Source organism: Rhodovulum sp. BSW8, from assembly GCF_003314725.1.
GTDB lineage: Bacteria > Pseudomonadota > Alphaproteobacteria > Rhodobacterales > Rhodobacteraceae > Rhodovulum > Rhodovulum visakhapatnamense.
Window position 1 is genome coordinate 171,498 of the sequence record NZ_QNVX01000027.1, and the last position, 23,531, is coordinate 195,028.

17 protein-coding genes are annotated in these 23,531 nt (G+C 70.6%); 6 read left to right on the plus strand and 11 right to left on the minus strand.

Going from position 1 to position 23,531, the window contains the following annotated elements; genetic code table 11:
• The first annotated feature begins 3,000 nt into the window (after positions 1-3,000).
• Genes DSD19_RS21480 through DSD19_RS12920 form a run of 3 tightly spaced genes read left to right on the plus strand, consistent with a single transcriptional unit; the run spans position 3,001 to position 8,610 of the window.
• Positions 3,001-3,978 carry a contractile injection system tape measure protein gene (locus tag DSD19_RS21480; protein ID WP_133260431.1) on the plus strand — a complete coding sequence of 326 codons (978 nt, stop codon included), beginning with the start codon at positions 3,001-3,003 and terminating at the stop codon, positions 3,976-3,978.
• A complete protein-coding gene (locus DSD19_RS12915; protein WP_113669879.1) occupies positions 3,971-5,329 on the plus strand; it encodes an ATP-binding protein in 1,359 nt (452 codons plus the stop codon). The genes DSD19_RS21480 and DSD19_RS12915 overlap by 8 nt, the downstream gene beginning before the upstream one ends.
• Positions 5,326-8,610 (plus strand): hypothetical protein, encoded by a 3,285-nt coding sequence (locus DSD19_RS12920; protein ID WP_113669880.1) that lies wholly within the window; start codon positions 5,326-5,328, stop codon positions 8,608-8,610. Before DSD19_RS12915 ends, DSD19_RS12920 begins: the two co-directional genes overlap by 4 nt.
• Positions 8,611-8,680: 70 nt before the next feature.
• Here DSD19_RS12920 and guaB read toward each other — a convergent pair whose 3' ends face one another.
• From guaB to DSD19_RS12940, 4 genes are all read right to left on the minus strand, one after another.
• Positions 8,681-10,129: an IMP dehydrogenase gene (gene guaB, locus DSD19_RS12925; RefSeq protein WP_113669881.1), complete on the minus strand. Its 1,449-nt coding sequence runs from the start codon at positions 10,127-10,129 to the stop codon at positions 8,681-8,683.
• A gap of 214 nt (positions 10,130-10,343) precedes the next feature.
• The gene (gene cowN / locus DSD19_RS12930; protein WP_075787587.1) at positions 10,344-10,622 is read right to left on the minus strand and encodes a N(2)-fixation sustaining protein CowN; all 279 of its coding nucleotides are present in this window, start codon (positions 10,620-10,622) and stop codon (positions 10,344-10,346) included.
• Positions 10,623-10,696: 74 nt separating this feature from the next.
• Positions 10,697-11,326 carry a Crp/Fnr family transcriptional regulator gene (locus tag DSD19_RS12935; protein ID WP_075786055.1) on the minus strand — a complete coding sequence of 210 codons (630 nt, stop codon included), beginning with the start codon at positions 11,324-11,326 and terminating at the stop codon, positions 10,697-10,699.
• Between the two features lie 43 nt (positions 11,327-11,369).
• Positions 11,370-12,347 (minus strand): tellurium resistance protein, encoded by a 978-nt coding sequence (locus DSD19_RS12940; RefSeq protein ID WP_113669882.1) that lies wholly within the window; start codon positions 12,345-12,347, stop codon positions 11,370-11,372.
• 141 nt (positions 12,348-12,488) lie between these two features.
• On the opposite strand from DSD19_RS12940, the gene dctP reads away from it, so the two are divergent.
• The 3 genes from dctP (at position 12,489) to DSD19_RS12955 (ending at position 15,663) form a co-directional block, all read left to right on the plus strand.
• Positions 12,489-13,493, plus strand: coding sequence for a TRAP transporter substrate-binding protein DctP (gene dctP / locus DSD19_RS12945; RefSeq protein WP_113669883.1), 1,005 nt, complete (start codon positions 12,489-12,491; stop codon positions 13,491-13,493).
• A 127-nt stretch (positions 13,494-13,620) separates the two neighbouring features.
• Positions 13,621-14,253: a TRAP transporter small permease subunit gene (locus tag DSD19_RS12950; protein ID WP_075786058.1), complete on the plus strand. Its 633-nt coding sequence runs from the start codon at positions 13,621-13,623 to the stop codon at positions 14,251-14,253.
• A gap of 9 nt (positions 14,254-14,262) precedes the next feature.
• Positions 14,263-15,663: a TRAP transporter large permease gene (locus DSD19_RS12955; RefSeq protein ID WP_113669884.1), complete on the plus strand. Its 1,401-nt coding sequence runs from the start codon at positions 14,263-14,265 to the stop codon at positions 15,661-15,663.
• 9 nt (positions 15,664-15,672) lie between these two features.
• On the opposite strand, the gene DSD19_RS12960 is transcribed toward DSD19_RS12955, so the two are convergent.
• From DSD19_RS12960 to DSD19_RS12990, 7 genes are all read right to left on the minus strand, one after another.
• Entirely contained in the window at positions 15,673-16,218 is a 546-nt protein-coding gene (locus DSD19_RS12960; protein WP_113669885.1) for a hypothetical protein, read from the minus strand.
• Between the two features lie 108 nt (positions 16,219-16,326).
• A complete protein-coding gene (locus DSD19_RS12965; RefSeq protein ID WP_113669886.1) occupies positions 16,327-16,881 on the minus strand; it encodes a hypothetical protein in 555 nt (184 codons plus the stop codon).
• 120 nt (positions 16,882-17,001) lie between these two features.
• Entirely contained in the window at positions 17,002-18,096 is a 1,095-nt protein-coding gene (locus tag DSD19_RS12970; RefSeq protein WP_113669887.1) for an ABC transporter ATP-binding protein, read from the minus strand.
• Positions 18,096-19,724: an alpha-amylase family glycosyl hydrolase gene (locus tag DSD19_RS12975; RefSeq protein WP_113669915.1), complete on the minus strand. Its 1,629-nt coding sequence runs from the start codon at positions 19,722-19,724 to the stop codon at positions 18,096-18,098. The genes DSD19_RS12970 and DSD19_RS12975 overlap by 1 nt, the downstream gene beginning before the upstream one ends.
• A 16-nt stretch (positions 19,725-19,740) precedes the next feature.
• Positions 19,741-20,880 (minus strand): ABC transporter permease subunit, encoded by a 1,140-nt coding sequence (locus tag DSD19_RS12980; RefSeq protein WP_113669888.1) that lies wholly within the window; start codon positions 20,878-20,880, stop codon positions 19,741-19,743.
• Positions 20,880-21,860, minus strand: coding sequence for a carbohydrate ABC transporter permease (locus DSD19_RS12985; protein ID WP_113669889.1), 981 nt, complete (start codon positions 21,858-21,860; stop codon positions 20,880-20,882). The genes DSD19_RS12980 and DSD19_RS12985 overlap by 1 nt, the downstream gene beginning before the upstream one ends.
• Positions 21,861-21,935: 75 nt before the next feature.
• Positions 21,936-23,300 (minus strand): ABC transporter substrate-binding protein, encoded by a 1,365-nt coding sequence (locus tag DSD19_RS12990; protein WP_113669890.1) that lies wholly within the window; start codon positions 23,298-23,300, stop codon positions 21,936-21,938.
• Between the last annotated feature and the right edge of the window lie 231 nt (positions 23,301-23,531).

Below are 23,531 nucleotides of genomic sequence, written 5' to 3' on the forward strand. Positions count from 1 at the left end.
AACGGTCTTGTCGCACTCCCCGGCACCAGCCGCGTCCCCGTCCTCGCCCCGTCGGTGCCATCGACGCCCGACCCCGCCCCCTCTTCGCGCAACGTCCCTGGGGGGGGCACCGCCTCGACCTCATCGACCGGCAGGGGCGATGCCCGGGCAAGGGCCGCGGGCCAGAGGGCAGACCGGACAGCCACCGTCCTTGAGGCAAAGACCGGCGGCCCGGCCGACGCAATCCCGGGCCCGCCCCGCGCCGGCAGTCCGGACGCCCCCGCGCCATCAGGGTCCGCGGCATCGCCAGACGCTGTCGGCCGGGACATCCCGACCTCGGCCAAAGCCGCAGCCAAGGTGCCGATGGCTCGAACCGCCCCGTCCGGCGACGTCTCCGGCGCAGCCTCGATCGAAGGCCCGGCCGCTGTCACCCGACCGGCCGAGCCGGGCCAGAACCGGGCGCCGTCCGGCCCCTCGGCCGGGGCGATCCCAACGGCAAATCCCCTGTCGGAAGCCCCCGAGACCACGCCAGAGGCGACAGGCGCAGCCCCCCAGACTTCTGCGACGCAAACGGAAAGCGGTTCGGCAAGCGCCCTCGGGGGGCATCCGCCCGAAGGCGCCTCGGCACCGCCCGACCTGCTGTCGTCCGGCGCTCGGCTTGGGGGACCGCCACCGGACAGCCGATCCCTGAGCCGCGAAAGCCCGGACCCTCCTGCGCCCACGAAAAGCCCCGTGCCGGACCGGCCTGACACAACCGGGCCGAGAAATCTGCCCGGGGACCGATCCGCGCCGCCGCGGCAGGCGCCGCCGGAGCGGCCGGAGCAGGACGACGCAATGCGGATCGACGGCGCGGAGACGGCCGGTCTTGCGGCGGCGACCTCGCCGAAACCGTCGACGGGCGCCGCGACCGCGCAGGCGCAGGCCGGAAGCGGCGGGCAATCCGCCGCCAGCCCCGCGGCGCAGGAGGCTTTCCGGTCTCCGGTGGCCCCCCGCGCCCCGACGACCGTTGCGGCGCGCGACATGTGGGCCGCCGCCCCGGGTCCGGCCCCCGATGGGGCAGACGGCATCGGCACCGCCCCCGCGACAGAGGCGACGACGGGCACCGGGCAGCAAACCGAAATCCCGGACCCCGTCGGCCGCGCCGAACCGGCAGCCCCGCCCCGCGAAGCACCGCCCAACGAAGCCCAGTCCCGCGAAGCACCGCGCGAGGGCGGGCCGATCCCGCAGGCCCGCCATCGGCAAGACCGTGAGGCGGACGCCGAGGACGCATCGGAAAGACCGTCGCAGCCTGCCTTCGCGGAGGCCGCCTCCGATGCCCCCGCGGCACCGGACAAAACCGCCCCCGCCGCATCGGCAACGCCCCGGACGGCCGCGCGCCAAAGCGCGGCCCGGCGGCTGGTTCCCGCTCTTGTCGGGACCCGCATCGGCGGCAGCGACAGCGCCCGGGTCACGCCTGAAACGCTTGACCGGATCGCGGCGCAGCTGACATCCGTCCCGCCGCCCGAGATATCGGCCGCACTTGCCTCCGGGGGCGGGGCCGCCCGGGCCGCGGCGCAGGGGCTGCGGCAGGCTGCGCTCGACCATCCGGGCGGGACCGCTCAGATACTGGCCGGGCTCGCGCCGGAGGACATCGCGCGGCTGATCGCGGCGCTTCTGCCAGAGGGGGCGCAGGCCCTGTCGGACGCGGTCGCGGCACTCGAGCGCACCGCGCGCGATCCGGTCTCGGCCCGGCGCGCCGTGGCGCGCGCCCTCCTTGAGGCCCGGCCGGTCGATCTCGAGGCGGCCCGGGCGCTTGCCCCAATGGATGAGAGAACCCGCGCCCTGGTCGACCTTGTGGCGCTGGCCGACGCGTCGCCGCGCCGGGCGGCCCCGCCCCCCCCGGCCTTGCCAGAGACCGACGCGCCCACGGCATCTGGCCGCGACCGCGCCGCACCTGCCGGCGCCTTCCCTCGCACGCCCCCCGATGCGGCACAGTCCGGCCGGGTGCCAGAGACGCGGCACGGCACAGCCGCCCCCGAGGCCTCCGCGCCGCAAGCCGGCTCCCCCAGGCGGGCGAAGGCTGCCGCAGACATGCGCCCCGAACCGCCTGCGTCCGGGCCAGCCGTGGAGGCGCCGCTTGAGGCGCCTCCCGAAGCGGCGCGGCAGGCTGTCTCGGACCGCGCGGCATCCAGGGCCAGCCCAGCCGGTGGCATGGACGCAGCCGAGCATCCGGACCAACGCCCGCATGCACCGCAGACCGACCGGGCTGGCCCGAGGCCCCGCGAGGCGATGGGGGCACCGGATGGCGCCGCGCCGGGCGTGACGGGCGTCACGACAGACCTCGTCCCCCCGCCGGGTGGACGGGCGCCGCGCAAGGCGGTCAGCGACAACACCGGGGCCGGCGCAGGCACCGTGGAGCTTGGCGGCAGGGAACCGCCCGATCGGATGCCGGCCACCGCTACGGAACGCGCAGGGCGCGCGACCGGAACCAGCCCCGGCAGTGCTGCATCGCCCGGGCCGGAGAGCGGCCCCGATGTGGTAACTCACGCGCTTGAGCCCGAGGGAGACATGCCCCGGCATCGCCCGGACGGCAGCTCCGGGACCGACCGGACAGCGCCGCCCGTTGGCGCGGCACCCGACGGATGGCCCGGCCACCGGCCCGGTGGCGATGCCCGGTCCGCTCCGGCCGGACCGGCCGGACACGCCCCTGCGGAGGATCGGCCGTCCGCCCCGCCGCAAGGAACCGCCTCCGGATCCCTGCGGGGGGGCGGCGAAGCGGACCCGTCTCGGACCGAGATCTCCACCGCACCGGATCTTGCCGGATCGCCCTCAGACAAACTGCATGCCGGACCGACCGATCCGGCCGCGCCGGGGGCGGCCGAAACCGCAGCGCCGGGTCCGGCGACCGATCGCGCGCCAGGCAAGACCGGCAAGGCCCCCGCCGAGGCGGAGAACGCCGCCCTGCCCCGGGCAGACGCTCCCCCAGACCCCGACCGTCCCGATCCGGAGGGGGCAGACCGGGACAGCCCCGCCGAGGCCGCGATGGGCACAGCCAGATCGGCAGAATCGCCCCCGCAGCCGGGCGCGCGGGAGGTGGCGCTGGCCGGGCTTTACGAGGCGGCGCTTGGCGATGCGGCCGCAACGGTGCGCGGCATGCTGGACCAGATCGCCGAAGCGCTGCCCGCAAGCCTCAAGGGTCCTCTGGACCGCGATGGCCTCGACGCCGCCAAGCTGGCCGCTGCCGCGGTCGCCGGGCCGGGGCCGGGCGCGGCCGGGCGGGCGGCCGGGGCCTTCCTTGAGGCGCTCGCCTCCGACGAGGCAGAGCGGATCGTGCTGTTGCGCGGTCTGGCCGCCCGGCTTGGCTATGCCGCACCCGCGCCCGGACCGCAGGGCACGCTGCGCCGAACCGCCCGGGCGGCGGTCGAGGATCTGTTGAGGGCCGCCGGGGCCACGCCCGCCCCCGCACCGGCCCGCGCCGCGCCGCCGGCCGGGATCGCCCGCGAGGCGGCCACGCACAGCCTCACCGAGCGCGCCGGACTTGTGCTGTTTCACCCCTATCTGCGGATGCTCTTCGACCGGCTCGGGCTGATCGAGGCCCGGCAGATCCGCGCCGATGGCCTGCCCCGCGCCGCTGCCCTGCTGGCCGCCCTGGCCGAGGCCACGCCCGCCCCGCGCCTGCCCGACCCGCTGGAACGGCTGCTGCTGGGGCTGCCCGACGGCACCCGGCCCGAGCCTTGCCACACGCTGGCCCCCGCGGAAATCGCCCTGATCGACAGCCTGATCCGCAGCGTCATCGGGCAATGGACCCGGCTGGGCAAGACCTCGCCCGAGGGCCTGCGCGCCACCTTCATCCGCCGCCGCGGGCTGATCGGGACCGACGCGCGCGGCGCGCCCCGGCTGACGGTCGCGCCGGGACCCTTCGACATGCTGCTGGACGGGCTGCCCTGGGCGCTGGGGCCGATCCGGCTGCCCTGGATGCCCGAGGCGCTGAGCGTGATCTGGAGAAACGCCGATGACTGAGCCGCGCCCGACCGATCCCCATGCCGAGGCGCTGAAGGCCGAACTGGGCTGGCTGGCCGAGACCGTCACCGCGCGGCTGACCCATTTCTTCGAGGGCACCGCCACGCCCTTCGTCCTGCCCGACCCGCCCGCGCTGCCCGGAGACTCGGCACTGGCGCGGCTGATCGACAGCGCGGGGCTCGATGCGCCCGCGCGGCTGGTTCTGGCGCTGGCGCTGGCACCGCATCTGGCACCCGCGGCGCTTGACCCGTTCTTCGTCAAGAATTCGGCCATCGACCGGGTCTTTTCCGAATTCGGTGCCGCGCGGGGCGAGGCGCAGGCAGGCGGCCCGGGCTTTGCCCCAAGCGCTGTCACAGCCCTGTTCCTGCTGGGCGGGACCGATGCCGCGGCGCGGATCTCGGCGATGGCGCTGTTCGCGCCCGACCACCCGCTGCGCGCGGCGGCCGGGCTGACCGTCGGCGCGGTCGCAGAGCCCGGCGGCGCCACGCTTCTGTCGGGGCCGCTGACCCTGCCGCCGCACCGGGTGCTGACGCTGTGCGCGGGGCGCCCGCCCCGGCCCGATTATGCGCCGGGCTTTCCGGCCAGGCGCCTGACCACCCGGCTTGACTGGGACGAACTGATCCTGCCGCCAGGCGTCAAGCACAGCATCGAGCATCTGGTCGCCTGGTACGCCCATCGCCACCTGATCCGCGAGGAGTGGGGGCTCGCGCGCCGCGTCGGCGCCGGGTTCAAGGCGCTGTTCTACGGCCCCCCCGGCACCGGCAAGACGCTGACGGCGGCGATGCTGGGCAAGCGTACCGGGCTCGATGTCTACCGGATCGACCTGTCGATGGTCGTGTCGAAATATATCGGCGAGACCGAAAAGAACCTCGCCCAGGTCTTCGACATGGCCGAGATGAACGACTGGATCCTGTTCTTCGACGAGGCCGACGCGTTGTTCGGCACAAGGGGCCCGTCCGGTTCGGCCAATGACCGCTATGCCAATCAGGAAGTGGCCTATCTGCTGCAGCGGATCGAGGACTGCCCCGGTCTGGTGATCCTGGCCACCAACCTGCGCAACAATATCGACGACGCCTTCTTCCGCCGGTTCCAGACGGTTGTGGGCTTTCCCCGCCCCGATGCGGGACTGCGCCGCGCGCTCTGGGCCAGCATCCTCGACCGGGTGCCGCTGGCGCACGATGTCGATCTCGATGCGCTGGCGCGCGGCCACGAGATGGCGGGGGGCGCGATCACCAATGTCGTGCATCACGCCACGATCAGCGCGCTCCGGCGCGGCGCCGATACGGTCAGCGCGCACGATCTCGCGCAGGCGATCTCGACCGAGATGCGCAAGGAAGGACGCACCGCATGACCAAAGCCCCGCTTCTTTGCCGTCTGGCCCTGATGGCCACGCTAGCCTGGGCGGCGCCCGGCGCGGCGCGGGCCGATTGCACCGATCTTGCGGCCCTGACCGAGCTGCCGCCCGAAGCGGGCAGCATCGACCAGATCCAGCGCGGGCTGCGCAGCGCGCTGCGCGACCCCAGCAGATACCTGCGTGACGGCAAGCTTGGTCCCTATACCAAACAGGCGCTGGTGCGGCTCTGCCGGGCGGTACCGCTGGGGCTGGGGCGCGACAGCGTCGCGGGCACGCTGGAACTGGCGGCCGATTATGGCGCGCTGGCGCGGTCCGACGCGCATTGGCAGCCGCGCGCGGTGGCCCCGGCGCTGGCCGCACGGCTGGGCGCGATCCCCGAAACCGGCGCGAACCGGCTGGCGCTGCAACTGGCCGGGCCGCCCGCGCTGGCCATCAGCGCGCTTGAGGACTGGCAGAAGGGTGCGGCCTGCGCAGGCCTGTCCGAGGCCGCCCTGTCGGACGAGGCCCGCGCCGGGCTGGCCGCGCTGACCGCGGTCGGGGCCTGGCCCGACACCGATGCGCTTTGCACCGGGCTGACCCCGGTCCCGAATGCGCTGGGCGATCGGGCGGTGGCCGCGGCGCTGGCCGCCTATGGCCGGATCGAGGCGGGACTTCCCGGCGCCGTCGCGCGGCTGGTCTCGCCCGGATTTTCCGACTGGCTGGTGGCCGGACAGGCGACGCGGGTGCCGCGCCTGATGGGCTCGGACGCGGCGGCGGTGGCGCTGATCGCCGAATACCGGCCGAGCCTCTCGCCCGCCACCCAGGCCGATGAGACCGTCGAGGCGGACGAACCGGCCTCTTGCGCCGAGCCGGTCAGCCGCACCGTGCTGGACTATACCGCCTTCGACGCGGCCGATTACCAGACGCTGATCGCGCCCGTTGACGTCAAGACGGCGCTGGCCGGGCTCGACGGCAAGACCTTCGCCAGCGCCGAGGACCTCGGTGCCGCCATCGACGCGGCGCTTGGCGGACAGCTCACGCGCTGCGCGCTGGACGAGATCCGCGCGCTGGTCACCGGGTCCTCGCATCTGGGCCTGCGCTTCGGGCTCGATCCGGCGGCGGCCGCGAACATGGCGCTGAACCCAGATCTGGTCGCGGCCTCGGGCGCGGTGGCGCCCTTGGTCGGGCTCTCGACCCCGGTGCGCAAGACGCTCGAGGCGGCCGCCGAGGCCGCGATCCGCAAGGCCGTCCGCGCCGAGTTCGAGGTCGAGATCGAGCTGGCCGCAGACACGCTGGCGGGCGCCGCCGAAGAGATCGTGCCCGGGCTCGACACCCGGCCCGAGGGCGTGCCGGAATTTCCCGAGCTTCCCCTGGGCGCGCCGCTGGGCGTGACCGACGCCACCGACAGCGCGGTGCAGGCCGCGGTCAAGGACACCGATTTCCAGCAGGCGCTGCTGAATGCCGAGTACGCGCCCGCCCCCAATGCCGAGGTGCTGAAGGGCGATGTGCGCCGGTTGCTGGACCCGATCGCCGCGCGCAAGGTCGAAGAGATCGTCAGGACCGCGATGACCGAGGTCGAGGCCGCGATCGACGCGCGCTGGCTTCTGACCCCCGACCTGAGCGCCGCAATCCTCGGGCTCGACGCGGTTGCCGCCGCACAAAGCCTCGACATTCCCGAGGCGACGGCGCTGGCGCTGGAACAGCTGGTCGGTCTGACCTACCCCAATCAGCGGCTCTTCGCGGCGGCGGTCGAGGCGGTGCCGCCGCCCGTCCCTTATGGCCAGTTCGAGGCGGTCAAGCGGCAGGCGCGGCAGGCCGCCTTCCGCACCGTGACCCGCGCCGAGGCGCAGGCCGCGCGCTCGGCCGAGGCGCTGGCGCTGCCGGGCTGCGGCTGCGTCGAGCCGCGGCTCGATCATGCCGAGGTCTATGCCTTCTACCCGTTCTGGATGCTGCCCCGGACGCCCGCCGCCCCCAAGACGGCGGAGGCAGACAGCGCGCCCGCCGCACCCGACCCGCTGAACCAGGTCGATTTCGGTCTGGTCAGCCGGGTCGCGCTTTACGGCTACGAGATCGCCTATGGCGAGGGGTCCCGGCGGGCCGACTTTCCCGACGAGTCCGAATGGAGCGCGATGCGGCGCGACTTCGTCCAGGCCGCGCATCGCCACCGTGCCCGAGCCGATCTGGCGATCACCCTGACCGGCTGGCAGGACTGGACCGATTTCCAGATCGAGACCGCGGTGCAGCAGATCCTGCGCTTCTCGGCGCCGTTTCCCCGGGTCGCCGACAATACCTTCAAGGCGCTGGCCGAGGGCTTTCCCACGATCTTCGACGCGCCGCGCCCCGACGGGGTGACGCTGATCTTTCGCGGCTATTCCGGCAGCAAGGACAACGACCCGGCGGCCGGGCGGCTGCAGCAGATCGTGTCGCGGGCCCATGAGGGCCTCGCGGCGCGCGGGCAAGGCGTCAATCTGGGGCTCGATCTGGACCTGATCGGCAGCGGCATCGACACGCCGCTGATGAACGACCTGCGCGCGATCCTGGTGCCGCCGACGCCGGTCGCGGAACCCGACGACCCCGATGACGGCGCCGAGTCCGCCGCCAGCGCCGCGCGCGGCCCCAAGCCGCCGGTCGAGCGCATCCTGATCTTCATGGAACGCCCGACCTCGGACGCCAAGAAGACGCTGCGCGCGCGGCTGGAGCATGGCGATTTTCGCGGCCCCGAACGCACCGAGGTGCTGCGCCGGATCGTGCCGGTGCTGCCACCGACCGGCCACCGCGAGGTCGAGCGCCAGCCGCGCAGCGATCTCGACCCCAACGACCATCCCGAGGATTTCAGCCAGTTCCGGGACGATCTTGTCTATTTCCAGGACAATTTCGGCGGCATCGGCTTCTGGCCCGCGCCCGACCCGACCGCGGGGGAAAGCGCGGCGCTGCGGCGGATCTTCAACGAGCTCTGGATCGAGCCGGTGCTGCCGGGCTTCCTGGCCTCGCTGAGCGTGCTTTGCGCCTGGATCTGCCCGCACCGCGCGGTACTGCTGACCGGCGCGGCGCTGATCGCGCTGGCGACGGCGGGGCTGGTCTGGCGGTCCTTCTACAGCGGTGTCGCCGACCGGCTGGCCTTCCGCTGGAAGCTGGCCTGGATCGGCGTCGCGCTGGTGATCCTGATCCTGACGGCGCTGACGGTCTGCGACCCCGACGCGGTGGTGGCGCCCACGGGACTGGCGGCGACGCTTCTGGGTCTGGCGCTGCTGATCGGCTTCACCGCCTATCAGCGGGCGCGGAACGGACCGAAGCCCTGAGCCCGAAACGCAAAACGCCCGGCCAGAGTGGCCGGGCGTGTCGGGTCAGAGTGTCAGGCCGCCGCAGCGGTCACATGATCCGGTAGTTCGGGCTTTCGCGGGTGATCTGCACGTCGTGCACATGGCTTTCCTTCAGCCCCGCGCCGGTGATCCGCACGAAGCTGCAATTCTTGCGCATCTCCTCGACGGTGGCGCAGCCGGTATAGCCCATCGCGGCGCGGAGCCCCCCCACCAGCTGGTGAACGACGGCGCTGGCCGGCCCCTTGTAGGGCACCTGCCCCTCGATCCCTTCGGGCACCAGCTTGTCCGAGGCGGCATCCTTCTGGAAATACCGGTCGGCCGAGCCCCGCGCCATCGCGCCCAAAGATCCCATGCCCCGGTATTCCTTGAAGGACCGGCCCTGATAGAGCACGACCTCGCCCGGGGATTCGTCGGTGCCCGCGATCATCGAGCCGACCATGGCGCAGGAGGCGCCCGCCGCGATCGCCTTGGCGAAATCGCCCGAATACTTGATGCCGCCATCGGCGATCACCGGCACGTCGCCCGCCGCGGCCGCACAATCCATGATCGCGGTCAGCTGGGGTACGCCCACGCCCGCCACCATCCGCGTGGTGCAGATCGAGCCCGGGCCGATGCCGACCTTGACCGCATCCGCGCCCGCGTCGATCAGGGCCCTGGTCGCCTCGCCGGTCGCGACGTTGCCGGCCATGATCTGAACGCTGTTGGTGGCCTTCCTGAGCCGCTCGACCGCCTTCGCGACGCCCTCGGAATGGCCATGCGCGGTGTCGATCACGATCATGTCGACGCCCGCCTCGACCAGCGCCAGCGAGCGTTCGAAGCCCGCATCCCCCACAGTGGTCGCTGCCGCGACGCGCAGCCGACCAAGCTCGTCCTTGACCGCCTGCGGGTTCAGCACCGATGTCTCGGTATCTTTCAGCGTCAGCAGCCCGGTCAGCTTGCCCGCCGCGTCGGTGATCAGAAGCTTTTCGATCCGGCGCGCCTTCATCAGGTTCAGCGCCTCGGCCCGGTCGACGGGCTCGCGCAGCACGGCAAGATCCTTGCAGGTCATCATCGCGCTGACCGGGGTCGCATCGCTGGCGGCAAAGCGCATGTCGCGGTTGGTGACGATGCCGACCACATGGCCACGTGCGTCGACGACCGGGAAGCCGGTGAAGTTATAGCGCTCGATCAGTGCCTTGGCGTCGCCCAGCGTCTGGTCCGGGCGCAGCGTGATCGGGCTGTAGACGACCCCGGATTCGAACCGCTTGACCCGGCTGACCTCGCGCGCCTGTTCCTCCACCGTCAGGTTGCGGTGGATCACGCCGATCCCGCCCGCCTGGGCCATGGCGATGGCCATCCGGCCCTCGGTGACTGTATCCATCGCCGAGGACAGAAGCGGGATGTTGAGCCGGATCGTGCGGCTGACCCGGGTCGAGGTATCGGCCTGGCTGGGCAGCACGGAGCTGGCGGCGGGAACGAGAAGGACGTCGTCGAAGGTGAGGGCCTCGCGAATCTCCATGGGGGTCTCCTGGGGGAGTTTTCGTTTGGCGCTTCCCTATTTCACGCAAGGGAAGAAAAGAAAAGGGGCAATCGCCAGGGCACACCGGGCTCGTCCTCGACTGGCTGAGACCGACTGGCCGCGCCCGACTGGCCGCGCCCTGGCGGGCGCGGTGCCTCCGGCGGGGGTATTTCCACCAAGAAGAAAATGCAGGGGCGGCGTGTGGCGGGCCGGGTCAGCAGCAGTTCTGTTCGAGATCGTACAGAAGCTCTTCGGCGGCGCTGTCGCCCAGTTCCTCGAAGAAGGCGTAGAGGCTGTTCACCTGGCTGCCGACGAAATGCAGGTTGTCATTGCCCATGCGGGCCTTTTCGGCCAGCTTCTTTTCGAAATAGCCGACCCAGCGGGACTGGCTGGTCGCCATATGCGCGGCCAGCATCGCCAGCAGGCGGTCGGCCTTGCGGTCGCAATCGATGCCGCAGAAGGTCACGTAGCGGTCGGGGGTCTGGTCGGTCATGGCCATGCGCTCCTCTTCCGGGGCCGGAACTTGGGGGACCGGGTGCTGATAGGCGAGCGCGGGCCGCAGTTCTGTCAGCCAGCCGACAGTTCGGCCAGCTCTTCCAGCCGGGCGATGTCGCACAGCGTCAGATGGCGGCGGTCGGGACGCGCCAGAACCCCCTCGCGGATCAGCTTGTTGATCAGGGTCGAGAGCGTCTGGCGCGAGGTGCCCAGCGCCGAGGCGAGGGATTCGGTGCTGTCGATCAGCCGGATCCGGTCGCTGTCCTGCAGCCGCCGTTCGCCCAGCAGAAACCGCGCGAGCCGGGATTCGACCGGGCGGAAGGCCAGATCCTCGATCAGGTTCATGGCGCCGTGCAGAAGCTGGCCCACCTCGCGGAAGGCCGCGAGCCCCAGCGCGGGCTGGCGGGTGACCAGCGCCAGCATCTCGCTGACCGGCCAGGAGACCACCGTGCTGGGCGCCAGCGCCTCGATCCAGGCGCGGGTATGGGTGACATAGATCCCGCCCGGGCGCAGATAGCCGATGGTCAGCTCGCGCGCCGCACCGTTCAGGCAGATCCGCGCCAGCCCCGCATCCAGCACGAACAGCCGGTCGGGCCCGTCGCCCGGGCGCGCGATGGCCTCGCCCGGCTGGAACCGGCGGCGCAGCCCGCCGGGCAGTTCGGCCAGCCAGGCGGAATGGGGAAAGGGCGCGGACTCGGTCATGACAGGAGCCTAGCGCGGGCGGGCGGCGCGTGGCCAGAGAGGCTCAGACCCGCGCGGCATTGGTCTGCGCGCCGAGCATGCCCTTTGCCCAGGCCTGCATCACCCACAGAAGGATCGGCGGAATCGCAAGCGTCGCCGCAACCAGGCTGACGCCGCCCGCGATGCGGAAAAGATCGCCCGGCGCCCCGGGCCCGGCCGTCCCGGCCAGTGCCAGCATCAGGCTCGCGAAGGCCGCCATCGGGAAGGTGAAGGCCCCCCAGAGCGGCGAGATCCCCGCAGCCAGGATCCAGCGCGCGCGCGCCAGCATGACCACCAGCAGAGCCGCGGCCAGCGCAGAGGCGGCCAGCGCCAGCGGCATCAGGCCAAGCGACGCGGCCACGGTGCCGATCAGGCAGGCGGGCGCCAGATGGATCGCCAAAAGCGGACGCAGCGGCGCGGGCACGGTCAGGCGCCGCGCCTGCACGAGGCTGGCCGCCCAGATCGCCAGCGCGGCCCCGATCGTGCCGTAAAGCAGGACGGTCGCAAGCCCGGCATGGCCCAGCGGCACGGCGGGCAGGCAGGCGACGATGAAGCCCACGAAATGCAGATGCCAGACCGGCGTGACGCGGCGTTGCTCGGCCGGGCCGGTGGCCAGCCCCCGGATCAGAACCGCCAAAAGCGCCAGATGCAGCCCGAGCCCGGCCCAGAGCAGCGCCTCGGCCAGCGGGCGGGCCAGCGGCACCAGCGCGGCCGACAGAACATAGACCGACAGCACCGCCGCAGACAGCCCGGCGCGCCCCGGAAGCACCCGCAGATCCTCGGCCAGAACGCCCGGACGGCGCCCGAACTTCAGCGCGTAAGCTATCACCATGAAAAGAAAAAGAAGCGTGACCGCCCCCAGGATCAGATCGCCCGCGGCGCCCGGCACCCCGAAGGGATCGACCGCCCGGCGCCAGGCCAGCCCCAGCCCCAGCGCGCCGAGAACCGGCGGGAAGATTGCGGGCGGGGTCTGGGTGGCGAAACGCGGGCGCGGGGTGAACATATCGGGTCTCTCCTGGCGGCTCGGTCCCGGTGTGCCATGCCTCCGCCGCCCCGGCAAGCCGAACGCCGCCGCGCGAGTTTTTGCTTTACCGGCGCGCCGCGCCCGTTACTCTGAGCCGGGGAGATCAGGGAGGATCCACCGATGAAAACCGCGATCGGCGCCGTGGCGCTGGCCGCCTTCGGCTGCTGTCTTGCGGGCGAAGCGCTGGCCGAGACCTGGAATGTCTCGCTTTGGGGCAAGCGGCGCGCCTTTACCGAGAATGTCGAGAAACTGGCCGAGCTGGTCAGCGAGAAGACCGGGGGCGAGTTCACGCTGTCGCTGTCCTATGGGGGGCTGTCGAAGAACACCGAGAACCTTGACGGCATCCAGATCGGCGCCTTCGAGATGGCCCAGATCTGCGCGGGCTATCACCGCGACAAGAACCCGACGCTGACCGTACTGGAACTGCCCTTCCTGGGCGTCGACAGCCTGGAACAGGAACGCGACCTGTCGATGGCGCTGTATCGGCACCCGGCGGTGGTCGCGGATCTGGCGCGCTGGAACGCGACGCTTCTGATGCCGACGCCGATGCCGCAATACAATTTCGTGGGTGTCGGCGAGCCGCCCCGCAAGCTGGCCGATTTCAACGGCATGACCGTGCGCGCGACCGGCGGCATCGGCGAGGCGATGCAGATCATCGGCGCGGTGCCGACCTCGATGGACGCGACCGAGGTGCGCCAGGCGCTGGATTCCGGCGTGGTCAAGGCGGTGTCCTTCGCGCCCCATGCGCATATGTCCTTCGGCACCATCGACACCGGTACCTGGTGGACGACGAACCTGAACCCCGGCACGGTGAACTGCCCGGTGGTGGTCAACAGCGACGCGCTGGCGGCGCTGTCGGACGCGCATCGCGAGGCGCTGCTGGGGTCCGTCGACGAGGCGCTGGCGCATTACATCGCCTATTACAACAGCGAGACCATGGCGCGCTGGGGACCGGCGCTCGACGAGCGCGGGATCGAGCGGATCACCTTCGCGCCCGAGGCGATGGCCGAGTTCCGCGCGGCAGCGGCAGGCCCCGTGGGCGCGGCCTGGATCGAAGAGATGAGCGCCCGCGGCCTGCCCGCGCAGGAGCTTTACGACACCGTGACCGGGCAGATCGGGCAGTAGCCCGAAGACCTGCCCGGGGCGCGGTCCGGGCCGGGCGGCGCACCCTGCCCGGCCCGGTGTGCCTTGCACCGCCGCCTGACCGTCCGGGCCTGCGCCCGAACCGTCCCCCCAAGCCAAGGAGAGCCCCATGGCCATCCATGCCCCGGTGCTGGAGGATGACAGCCCGCTCTCGCGGCTTGACCGCGGGCTTTACCGGCTTGAACGCCAGCTGGCGCTGCTGGCGGGGCTGGCGGTCTTTGCCCTGATGCTGCTGGCCGTGGTGTCGGTCGGCGGGCGGCAGGTCTTCAACCAGCCGCTGGCGGGCTATGTCGACTGGATCCAGCAGGGCATGCCGCTGATCGCCTTTCTGGGCATCGCCTATACCCAGCGGGATGGCGGCCATATCCGGATGGACATTCTGGTGGCCCGGCTGTCGGGCCGGGCCTTGTGGGCGGCCGAGGCGGTGACGACGCTGGCCATGCTGATCGTGATGGCGCTTCTGGTCTGGGGCAGCTTCGCCCATTTCCAGCGCAGCTTCGACTGGGGCGCGCCGCTGTTCAGCCGGGACAGCTCGATCGACATCAACCTGCCGCTCTGGCCCGCCAAGCTTCTGGCGCCGGTCGCCTTCTCGGTCCTGTGCCTGCGGCTTGCGGTCCAGCTCTGGGGCTATGGCCGGGCCTTCGTTCTGGGGCTGGCGGCGCCCGTCGCGGTGCCGCTGGTGGTGTCGGTGGCCGATCAGGCGGCGGCCGAGGCGGGCCATGTCTCGGGCGCGGACGACTAGGGGGCGGGAATGGAACCGATCGACATCGGCCTTGCGGTCACGGCTGTTCTTTTCGTCACCGTCCTGCTGGGCATGCGGGTGGCCTTTGCCGCGGCGCTGGCGGGGCTTTTGGGGCTGATCTGGATCTTCTGGTCGAAGAAGGGCTATGACCCGGAGGCCTTCGGCTGGGCGCTGACGGTCGCGGTCAAGACCGCCGGTCAGGTGCCGCATTCGAAGGTGGCCAGCCAGGCGCTGAGCCTGATCCCCACCTTCATCCTGATCGGCTATCTGGCCTATTACGCTGGGCTCACCCGCGCGCTGTTCGACGCGGCGAAGAAATGGTTCGGCTGGCTGCCGGGCGGACTCGCGGTCTCGACCGTCTTTGCCACGGCGGGCTTTGCCGCCGTTTCGGGCGCCTCGGTCGCGACCTCGGCGGTCTTCGCCCGGATCGCCATCCCCGAGATGCTGAAGATCGGCTATGACAAGCGCTTTGCCGCGGGCGTCGTCGCGGCGGGGGGCACGCTGGCCAGCCTGATCCCGCCCTCGGCGATCCTTGTCATCTACGCCATCATCGTCGAGCAGGATGTGGGCAAGCTGCTGCTGGCGGGCTTCGTGCCGGGCATGGTCTCGGCCTGCATCTATGCGCTTCTGATCGTTGCGATGGCACTGGCCCTGCCCCGGTTCGGCCCGGCCGTCCGGGGCTTCACCTGGGGTCAGCGGTTCCGCGCCCTGCCCAAGGCGCTGCCGATCCTCTTCGTGGTCTGGACCATCGTCTTCTTCGTCTACAACCCCTTCGGCGGAGACGCCTGGGGCACACCGACCGAGGGCGGGGCCATCGGCGCCTTCGTGATCTTCCTGATGGCGATCTGGCACGGCATGCGCTGGCCGCAATTCAAGGACGCGCTGCTGGAGACCGCCAAGCTGTCGGCGATGATCTTCACCATCATCTGGGGCGTGCTGATCTACGTCCGCTTCCTGGGCTTCGCCGATCTGCCGGGCGCGTTCTCGGACTGGATCACCGGGCTGAACCACCCGCCGATGCTGACGCTCGTCATGATCCTGCTGGCCTATGCGGTGCTGGGCATGTTCATGGACGCGATCGGCATGCTGCTGTTGACCCTGCCTGTGGTCTATCCGGCGGTGATGGCGCTGAACGGGGGCGAGTATGTCTCGGCCGCGGACAGCGCCTTCGGCATGTCGGGACCGATGTGCGCGATCTGGTTCGGGATCCTCGTCGTCAAGATGGCCGAACTGTGCCTGATCACGCCGCCCATCGGGCTGAACTGCTTCGTGGTGGCCGGCGTGCGCGACGACCTGACGGTGCAGGACGTGTTTCGCGGCGTCGCCCCCTTCTTCGTGGCCGACGCCATCACCATCGCCGTGCTGATCGCGGTGCCCGGGATCGTCCTGTGGCTGCCAAGCTTCGCCTGAACGGGGCGGCTAGGAAACGTCCGCGACACCCCCGGCCCGGGCCTCGGCGCCAAGCGCGCGCAGGAAGGCCGCGATGTTCTCGCGCGCGGCGCCCTCATTGGCATAGCGCAGCCGCTCGGAGCCGAGAAACGACTCGCCCAGCCGCGCGGTATGGCGGGTGACGATCCGCCGTTCCCATCGGGTCTTTCCGGCGCGGTCCTGCAGCCGGTAGCGCACGGTCAGCCCGACCTGCATGTCGAGCCCGAACAGCGGCTGGGTGATCTCCTCGATCTCGGCCCTCAGCACATAGCGGCCCGAGGCGGAATAGGCCCCAGACAGCAGAAGCGCACTGCGCAGCGCAGCCTTGAAATCGGCATCGGCAATCTGCGAGGCCAGCGCCGGATTGGTATCCTTGCCGCCAGCGGTCTCGATGCCGGAAATCGCGCCGCGATGAGGGTTGCCTGCGGGCAGCGGCGCGATGGCGGCCGGGATCATCGCCGTTTCGTCCGCCCCATGGGCGCAGGCAGAAAGCAGCGCGCAAAGCGCGAGTGCGCCGAACGGGCGGGGCATCGGCATGGTCATCCTCCCAAAGGCTCCCAGAGCGGCGGCGCCGGGCGGCGTCCCGGGAAGCATGCCAGACCTTCGCGGTCCCGCAGGGCGACCCGTTGCCGCAACCGCCCCGGCTCAGAGCGGCCCGCCGGTCGGCGCGCCCTCGGCGCTGGCGCCGAGGCTGCGAAGCAGCAGCGCGATATTGTCCTTGGCGGCGTTTTCGCTGGCGATCCGCAGCCGGTCCACGCCCCGCACCGCCTGGCCCAGCGGCGAGGTGTAAGAGGTCGTCACGGTCTGGTCGAAGACCGCGCGGCCGGTCGCGTCGTGGATGGTGTAATGCACCACCATCGCCACCTGCACCCTGGTGCCGGTCTGCGGCTGGGTCACGCTTTGCACATCGGCATTCAGCCGGTAGGTCCCGCCCGCGGTCAGGATCCCCGCCCGGCTCAGCGACTGCGCCAGATCGGACCGGAAGCCCGGCCCCGAGAATTCGGCGTTCCACATCGGGTTCGCAACCAGACCGTCGGTGCCGGTGACGGTGCCGACCGCATTCGCCCAGGCGCTGCCGGGCGCGACCGGGCCGATCACGCCGGGCGCCATCGAGCCCATCGGCCCGGTCTGGACACAGGCCCCCAGAAACAACAGCGGAAGCGCGACAAGCAGGGACCGGCGGGCCATCGAACGCGGCATCGGAGGGCATCCTTCCTTCATGGGCGCCCGTCCCGGGCAGAACCGGCACCCGGAGGGCTGTGGCGCCTTTCTCGGCCCTGCCCCGCGCCCCGTCAAGCGCCGCCCGCGCGCCCCGGCGGGCTATCGCCAGAGCAGCGACCGCCCCCCGGCGAAGAGATGCACCCGGCCCGGATCGGCGGTCATCCTGAGGGTCTTGCCGCGCAGCCCGGCATGGACCCCGGCCAGCTTGGCGATCACCGGATCGGCCTCGGGGTCTGCGCGCTCGAAATAGAGCTGGGTGACCTCGCCCAGGGCCTCTAGGATCTCGACCCGGCCCTCGAAGGCGTAATCCTCGCCATCGGTCGCCTCCATGTCCTCGGGGCGGATGCCGACCCGGACCTTGCGCCCCTTGTCGCCGGGCTCGGTCGGCACCTTCGAGGCAATGGTGCCGCCGCCCGCCGCCAGCCGCACCTCCGTCGTCTCGCCGGTGCCTGAAATCGCACCCTCCAGCAGGTTCATCGCCGGGCTGCCGATGAACTGCGCCACGAATTCCGAGCGCGGCTTCTCGTAAAGCTCGAGCGGCGGGCCGACCTGCGCCACGCCCTTGTCGGCCAGAACCACGATGCGGCTGGCCAGCGTCATCGCCTCGACCTGATCATGGGTGACATAAATCATCGTGCTGTCGGGCATCGCCTCCTTAAGCTGGGCGATCTCGATGCGCGTGGCCACGCGCAGCGCCGCGTCGAGGTTCGAGAGCGGCTCGTCGAAGAGATAGACCTTGGGGTCGCGCACGATGGCCCGGCCGATGGCCACGCGCTGGCGCTGCCCGCCCGACAGCGCCTTGGGCAGCCGGTCGAGATAGGGCTCGATCTGCAGCCTGCGCGCGGCGCGCGTCACGGCGGCGTCGATCTCGTCGCGCGAGCGCCCCGCGATCTTCAGCGCGAAGGCCATGTTGTCGCGCACGCTCATATGCGGGTAAAGCGCGTAGGACTGGAACACCATGGCGATGCCGCGCTGGGCAGGCGGCACGTCGTTCACCCGCACCCCGTCGATGGTCAGCGCCCCCGCGGTGATCCGTTCGAGCCCCGCGATCATCCGCAGAAGCGTGGACTTGCCGCAGCCCGAGGGGCCCACGAAGACCACCAGCTCGCCGGTCTCGATCTCGAGGTCGATCCCCTTCAGCACCTCGACCGCGCCATAGCTCTTGCCCACGCCGCTGAGTGTCAGACCCGCCATCACGCCCCCTTCCGCCGCAGCATCAGCGAGGGCTGCCACGGTCCCAGATGCACCAGCCCGTCGGCCCCCGGCCGGGCTGCGTTGATTTCGGCACCCAGCGGCAGCCAGTCGCCCCCGGGCGGGACCAGCGCGGCGGGCGTCTCGCCCAGATTGATCGCCACGAACATCTCGGCCGTCGCGTCGCGGCGCCGGAAGGACAGCACATTGCCCTCGGCGCGCACCGTGTCCATCGCGCCGCGCGCCAGCACCGGATTGGCATGGCGAAAGGCGATGGCGCGGCGGTAATGGTGGATCGGCGCCTCGGGCGCATGCTCCTGCGCCGCCACGGCCAGCCCGATATGGGTCTCGGGGATCGGCAGCCAGGTGCGCGGCGCCCCGGAAAACCCCGCATGCAGGTCCTCGGCGGCCCAGACCATCGGCGTGCGACAGCCGTCACGTCCCTTGAATTCGGGCCAGAAGGCGATGCCGTACGGGTCCTGCAGCGCCTCGAAGGGCACATCGGCCTCGGGCAGGCCCAGCTCCTCGCCCTGATAGAGACAGACCGAGCCCTTGAGGCAGAGCGTCAGCGTCAGAAACCCGCGCAATGCCGCAGGCGACAGGCCCCAGCGGGTCGGGTGGCGCACGACATCGTGGTTGGACAGTGCCCAGCAGACCCAGCCCTCGGCCGCGACCCGGTCGAGCCGCGCATAGACCGCGGCGATGCGCGCGGCGGTCAGCGGCGCGCTGCCGAGAAAATCGAAGGCATAGCACATCTGCACCTTGTCGCCGCCCGAGGTATATTGCCCGAGGATTTCCAGATCGCTTTGCGCATCGCCCACCTCGCCCAGCGCAACAGCGCCGTACTCGTCAAGCGCGGCTCTGAATTTTCTCAGGAAATCAATATTTTCCGGCTGGTTCTTGTCGTAAAGATGAAGCTGGTGATTGTAGGGGTTCACCCGGGGCGCGATATTGTCGTTGCGCTCTTCGACCGGCAGCGGAGGATTGGACCGTAACTCCTTGTCGCAAAAGTAGAAATTGATGGTGTCCAGGCGAAACCCGTCGACGCCCCGATCCAGCCAGAACCGCGCGGTGTCGAAGATGGCCTGCTGCACCGCCTTGCAATGCAGGTTCAGATCGGGCTGCGAGGCCAGGAAATTGTGCAGGAAATACTGCTCGCGCCCCGGGTCCCAGGCCCAGGCCGGGCCGCCGAAGATCGACAGCCAGTTGTTGGGCGGCGTGCCGTCGGGCCTGGGGTCCGACCAGACATACCAGTCGGCCTTCGGGTTGGTGCGGCTCGACCGGCTTTCGACGAACCAGGGGTGGCGGTCCGAGGAATGCGACAGAACGAGGTCGATCATCACCCGCAACCCGCAGCCATGGGCGGCCGCGACCAGCGCGTCGAAATCGGCAAGGCTGCCGAACAGCGGATCGACATCGCAATATTCCGAGATGTCGTAGCCGAAATCCTTCATCGGAGAGGGAAAGAAGGGCGAGATCCAGATCGCGTCCACCCCCAGCGAGGCGACATGCGGCAGCCGCCGGATGATGCCCGGCAGATCGCCCACCCCGTCGCCATTCGAATCCTGAAAGCTGCGCGGGTAGATCTGGTAGATCACCGCGCCGCGCCACCAGTCGGGATCGTCGCTCAGGGCCAAAGCCACCTCCTCATTTCACCGACCCGGCCAGAAGGCCGCGCACCAGATACCGTTGCAGCGCGAAGAAGACCGCCAGCGGCACCGCCATCGAGATGAAGGCCGCGGCCGCCAGGATGCCCCAGTCGCCCCCGTGCGAGCCCAGAAGGTCGTCGGCGATCTTGACCGTCATCACCTTGGTTTCCGAGGCGGCGGGCAGGAAGACCTTGGCGACCAGCAGGTCGTTCCAGGTCCAGAGGAACTGGAAGATCGCGAAGCTCGCCAGTGCCGGAAAGCTCAGCGGCAGCACGATCCGGGTGAAGACCTGGAAATCGGTGGCGCCGTCGACCTTGGCGCTTTCGATGATGTCGCGCGGCAGCCCGGCCATGTAGTTGCGCAGAAGATAGACCGCCAGCGGCAGGCCGAACCCGGTATGGGCGAACCAGATGCCCATGAAGCTCTGGCCGATCCCCACCGCCTCATGCAGCCGCAGAAGCGGCACCAGCGCCAGTTGCAGCGGCACCACCAGCAGCCCCACCACCGCCGCGATCAGCAGGCCCCGGCCCGGGAACTCCATCCAGGCCAGCGCATAGGCCGCGAAGGCCGCGATCAGGATCGGAATGACCGTGGCCGGGATCGTCACCGTCAGCGTGTTGACGAAGGCCCGGTCCATGCCGTCGGCGCCCAGAACCATGCGGTAATTGTCGAGCGTGACCTTGGGCGGGGTCTCGGCCTCGAAATAGATCGTGGGGCCGCGCCGGCCGAAGGGCGCGTCCGCCTGCGCCGTGAAGCTGCCATCGGCCGCCACCGTCAGCCGGCCGCCGCCGCGCAGATCGGCGGTCGCACCCGGCGCGAATTCGGCCGGCGCGCGGCCCGTGACGCCAAAGCCCGTGACCGTGCCCGTCCCGGCGCTGTCCCCGCTGTCGAAGACATTGCCGCTGAGGACGAACCGCCCGTGGCGTTCGACCGCCGCGTCCGGATCGGTGCGCACCCGGTAGGTCTGTTCGACCGGCAAAGGCGCCTCCCACCAGCCCGAGGCCGAGATCTGGTCGCGGTCGCGGAAGGACGACACCAGAAGCCCCACGGTCGGCACCAGCCACAGCACGACCAGCGCCGCCACCGTCAGATGCACCGCCCAGGTCAGCCGCGATTTCGCTCCGGCATGGCCGTCCATCAGCGCATCTCCTTGCGGGCCTGAAGGATGTTCCAGACCATCACCGGCAGCACGATCAGCATGATGACGAAGGCCACGGCGGTGGCGCGCCCGTCATCCTTGAACATGTAGCTCATCATGTAGCTGGGCAGGATCTGGGTGCCGAAATTGCCGCCCGTCATGGTGTAGACGATGTCGAAGACCTTCAGCACGAGGATGGTGATGGTGGTCCAGACCACGACGATGGTGCCGGTGATCTGCGGCACCATCACCCGGAAGAAGATCTGGAACGGATTGGCGCCGTCGAGGATCGCGGCCTCGATGGTCTCGTCGGGAATGCCGCGCAGCGCCGCCGACAGGATCACCATGGCAAAGCCGGTCTGGATCCAGATCAGGATCGCCATCAGGAAGAAGGTGTTCCAGAACGGGATCTGGATCACGTCGATGGGGTCCTGAAACCCGAGCCCGGCCCGGATCGCGTTGATCAGCCCGATATCGGCCTCGTTCGCGTAGACGAATTTCCAGATCAGCGAGGCACCGACGAAGGAGATTGCCATCGGCATGAAGATCATCGACTTGGCGATGTTGCCCCAGCGGATGCGGTCGGTCAGCTGCGCCGCGATCAGCCCCAGGAAGGTCGAGGCCGCGGGCACCACCAGCACCCACAGAAGATTGTTGAAAAGCGCGGTGCGGAAGGCCGGATCGGCCGCCAGATCGGTGTAGTTGCCCAGCCCGATGAAGCTGCCGCCATCGCGGTTGTAAAGCGAGCGCCAGAACGAGCCCACGACCGGGTAGACGAGGTAAAGCCCCAGCGCCGCCATCGCGGGCGCGAGGAACAGCCAGGGCCGGACCGCATTGGCGCGCGAGATGTTGCGCCCCGGGTCGCGGCCCGAGGGCGGAAAGATCACCCGGTCGAGCAGCAGGTTCGCCGCGTAGAAATACCCCACGCAGCCCCCGACCCCGATCAGGATCGTCACCATCCCCTGCAGCAAGGGCGACATTGGCGGTCCTCCCGTTCCGGCCCGATCGTCGGGGCCGGATCTTCGCCCGGCCCCGGCGTGCCCTCCTCCGGCGCGCTAGCGGATCGAGCTCCAGCGTTGCTCGATGTCATGCGCCGCGGTCTCGGCGTCCTTCCGGCCGGTCGTGTAATCGACCATGCCCTTCCAGAACGCATCCGCCCCGACTTCGCCCGGCATCAGGTCGGACCCGTCGAAGCGGAAGGTCGTGGCGCTGGTGAGGATCTCGCCCTGGGCGCGCATGCTGTCGGTCGCGTAGGCCTCGGGACTGGCGCCGGTGAAGGGCGTCAGAAAGCCCGACTGCGCCATCCAGACCTCATGGGCGATGGGCGTCTTCAGGAAGTCGATGAAGGCATGCGCCGCCTCGCTGTCGCGGGTGATCGCCCAGAGCGTGCCCGCCCCCAGAACCGGTGTGCCCAGATCGCGCTCGGCCGAGGCCGGGAAGTAGAAGAAATCGACATCGAGCCCGATTTCGGTGCCAGCGGGGAAATAGGTGTCGATGAAGCTGGCCTGCCGGTGCATGTAGCAGCCCGGCGGAAAGCTGAAGAGCCCGGCCGGGCTTTCGCGGAAATCGGTGGTCGCGACCGCCTGCGACCCGCCCTCGACGAAGGCGTCGTTCCGCGCGAACCAGCCATAGGCCTCGATCGCCCCGACCACGGCCGGGTCGTCGAAGGGGATCTGGTGGCTGACCCAGGCATCGTAGGTTTCGGGCGGCTCGCGGCGCAGCATCAGGTCCTCGACCCAGTCGGTGGCGGGCCAGCCCGTGGCCGCGCCGGACCCGAGCCCGATGCACCAGGGCGTGCCGCCGTCGTCCGCGATCCGTTCGGTCAGCGCCTTCAGATCCTCCAGCGTCCCGGGGATCTCGTAGCCTGCCTCGGCGAAGGCATCGGGCGCGTACCAGACCAGGGACTTCACGTCGACCTTGTAGAAGAAGCCATATAGCGCCTCGGTGCCGCCTTCATCGGCATAGGTTCCGAGATCGACCCAGCTGTCGCCCGCGGCGTAGTTCTCGCGCACCCAGTCGGCGGTCTCGGGGCCCAGCGGCGTGAGAAACCCGCGCCGCGCCATGTCGGCGGCCAGCCCCGGCTGCGGGAACACCGCGATATTGGGCGCAGACCCCGCCTGGGCGGCGATGACGATATCCTGTTCGAAACTGTCGGACCCCGAATAGCGCACGCGCGCGCCGGTCGCGGCCTCGAAATAGGCCAGCACGCTTTCGACCAGATCCTTGTCGGGGCCGATCCAGACCCCCGAAATGTCCAGGATCTGGCCGCTCAGATCGTGGCTGTCGGCAAACGCCTCGTAGCTGTCCCACGAAAACCGCGCATCCTCGCCCGGCGTGAATTTCAGCGCCTGCGCCCCGGCCGTACCCGCGAACAGGGCCAGCGCGGCGGCCGTGGCACCGGCCATCCTGATAAGTTGCATGTCGACCTCCCCTCGGACCCGCCCGCCGGCCGGCCCAGTCGTTGTCCAGTCATTCTTCCGACGTTCTCTGTCGTCGTGGTGCACCCGTCCGGGGGCAGGCACGCCCCCGGGGGAGTCGTCCTCGAACGGTGGCCGATGGCTGCCGGGCTGTCAACCGAGGCGCGAGGCAGGGCCTCTGCGCACCCCCGAAACCGCCGTTCGGGACGGATGCTTGACGCCTTGGCCCTCTCA

Bases quoted from the DNA above. Each gene is read 5' to 3' on its own strand.
- DSD19_RS21480 (WP_133260431.1), top strand. From the start codon at position 3,001: ATGGGCACAGCCAGATCGGCAGAATCGCCCCCGCAGCCGGGCGCGCGG.
- DSD19_RS12915 (WP_113669879.1), top strand. From the start codon at position 3,971: ATGACTGAGCCGCGCCCGACCGATCCCCATGCCGAGGCGCTGAAGGCC.
- DSD19_RS12920 (WP_113669880.1), top strand. From the start codon at position 5,326: ATGACCAAAGCCCCGCTTCTTTGCCGTCTGGCCCTGATGGCCACGCTA.
- guaB (WP_113669881.1), bottom strand. From the start codon at position 10,129: ATGGAGATTCGCGAGGCCCTCACCTTCGACGACGTCCTTCTCGTTCCC.
- cowN (WP_075787587.1), bottom strand. From the start codon at position 10,622: ATGACCGACCAGACCCCCGACCGCTACGTGACCTTCTGCGGCATCGAT.
- DSD19_RS12935 (WP_075786055.1), bottom strand. From the start codon at position 11,326: ATGACCGAGTCCGCGCCCTTTCCCCATTCCGCCTGGCTGGCCGAACTG.
- DSD19_RS12940 (WP_113669882.1), bottom strand. From the start codon at position 12,347: ATGTTCACCCCGCGCCCGCGTTTCGCCACCCAGACCCCGCCCGCAATC.
- dctP (WP_113669883.1), top strand. From the start codon at position 12,489: ATGAAAACCGCGATCGGCGCCGTGGCGCTGGCCGCCTTCGGCTGCTGT.
- DSD19_RS12950 (WP_075786058.1), top strand. From the start codon at position 13,621: ATGGCCATCCATGCCCCGGTGCTGGAGGATGACAGCCCGCTCTCGCGG.
- DSD19_RS12955 (WP_113669884.1), top strand. From the start codon at position 14,263: ATGGAACCGATCGACATCGGCCTTGCGGTCACGGCTGTTCTTTTCGTC.
- DSD19_RS12960 (WP_113669885.1), bottom strand. From the start codon at position 16,218: ATGCCGATGCCCCGCCCGTTCGGCGCACTCGCGCTTTGCGCGCTGCTT.
- DSD19_RS12965 (WP_113669886.1), bottom strand. From the start codon at position 16,881: ATGCCGCGTTCGATGGCCCGCCGGTCCCTGCTTGTCGCGCTTCCGCTG.
- DSD19_RS12970 (WP_113669887.1), bottom strand. From the start codon at position 18,096: ATGGCGGGTCTGACACTCAGCGGCGTGGGCAAGAGCTATGGCGCGGTC.
- DSD19_RS12980 (WP_113669888.1), bottom strand. From the start codon at position 20,880: ATGGACGGCCATGCCGGAGCGAAATCGCGGCTGACCTGGGCGGTGCAT.
- DSD19_RS12985 (WP_113669889.1), bottom strand. From the start codon at position 21,860: ATGTCGCCCTTGCTGCAGGGGATGGTGACGATCCTGATCGGGGTCGGG.
- DSD19_RS12990 (WP_113669890.1), bottom strand. From the start codon at position 23,300: ATGCAACTTATCAGGATGGCCGGTGCCACGGCCGCCGCGCTGGCCCTG.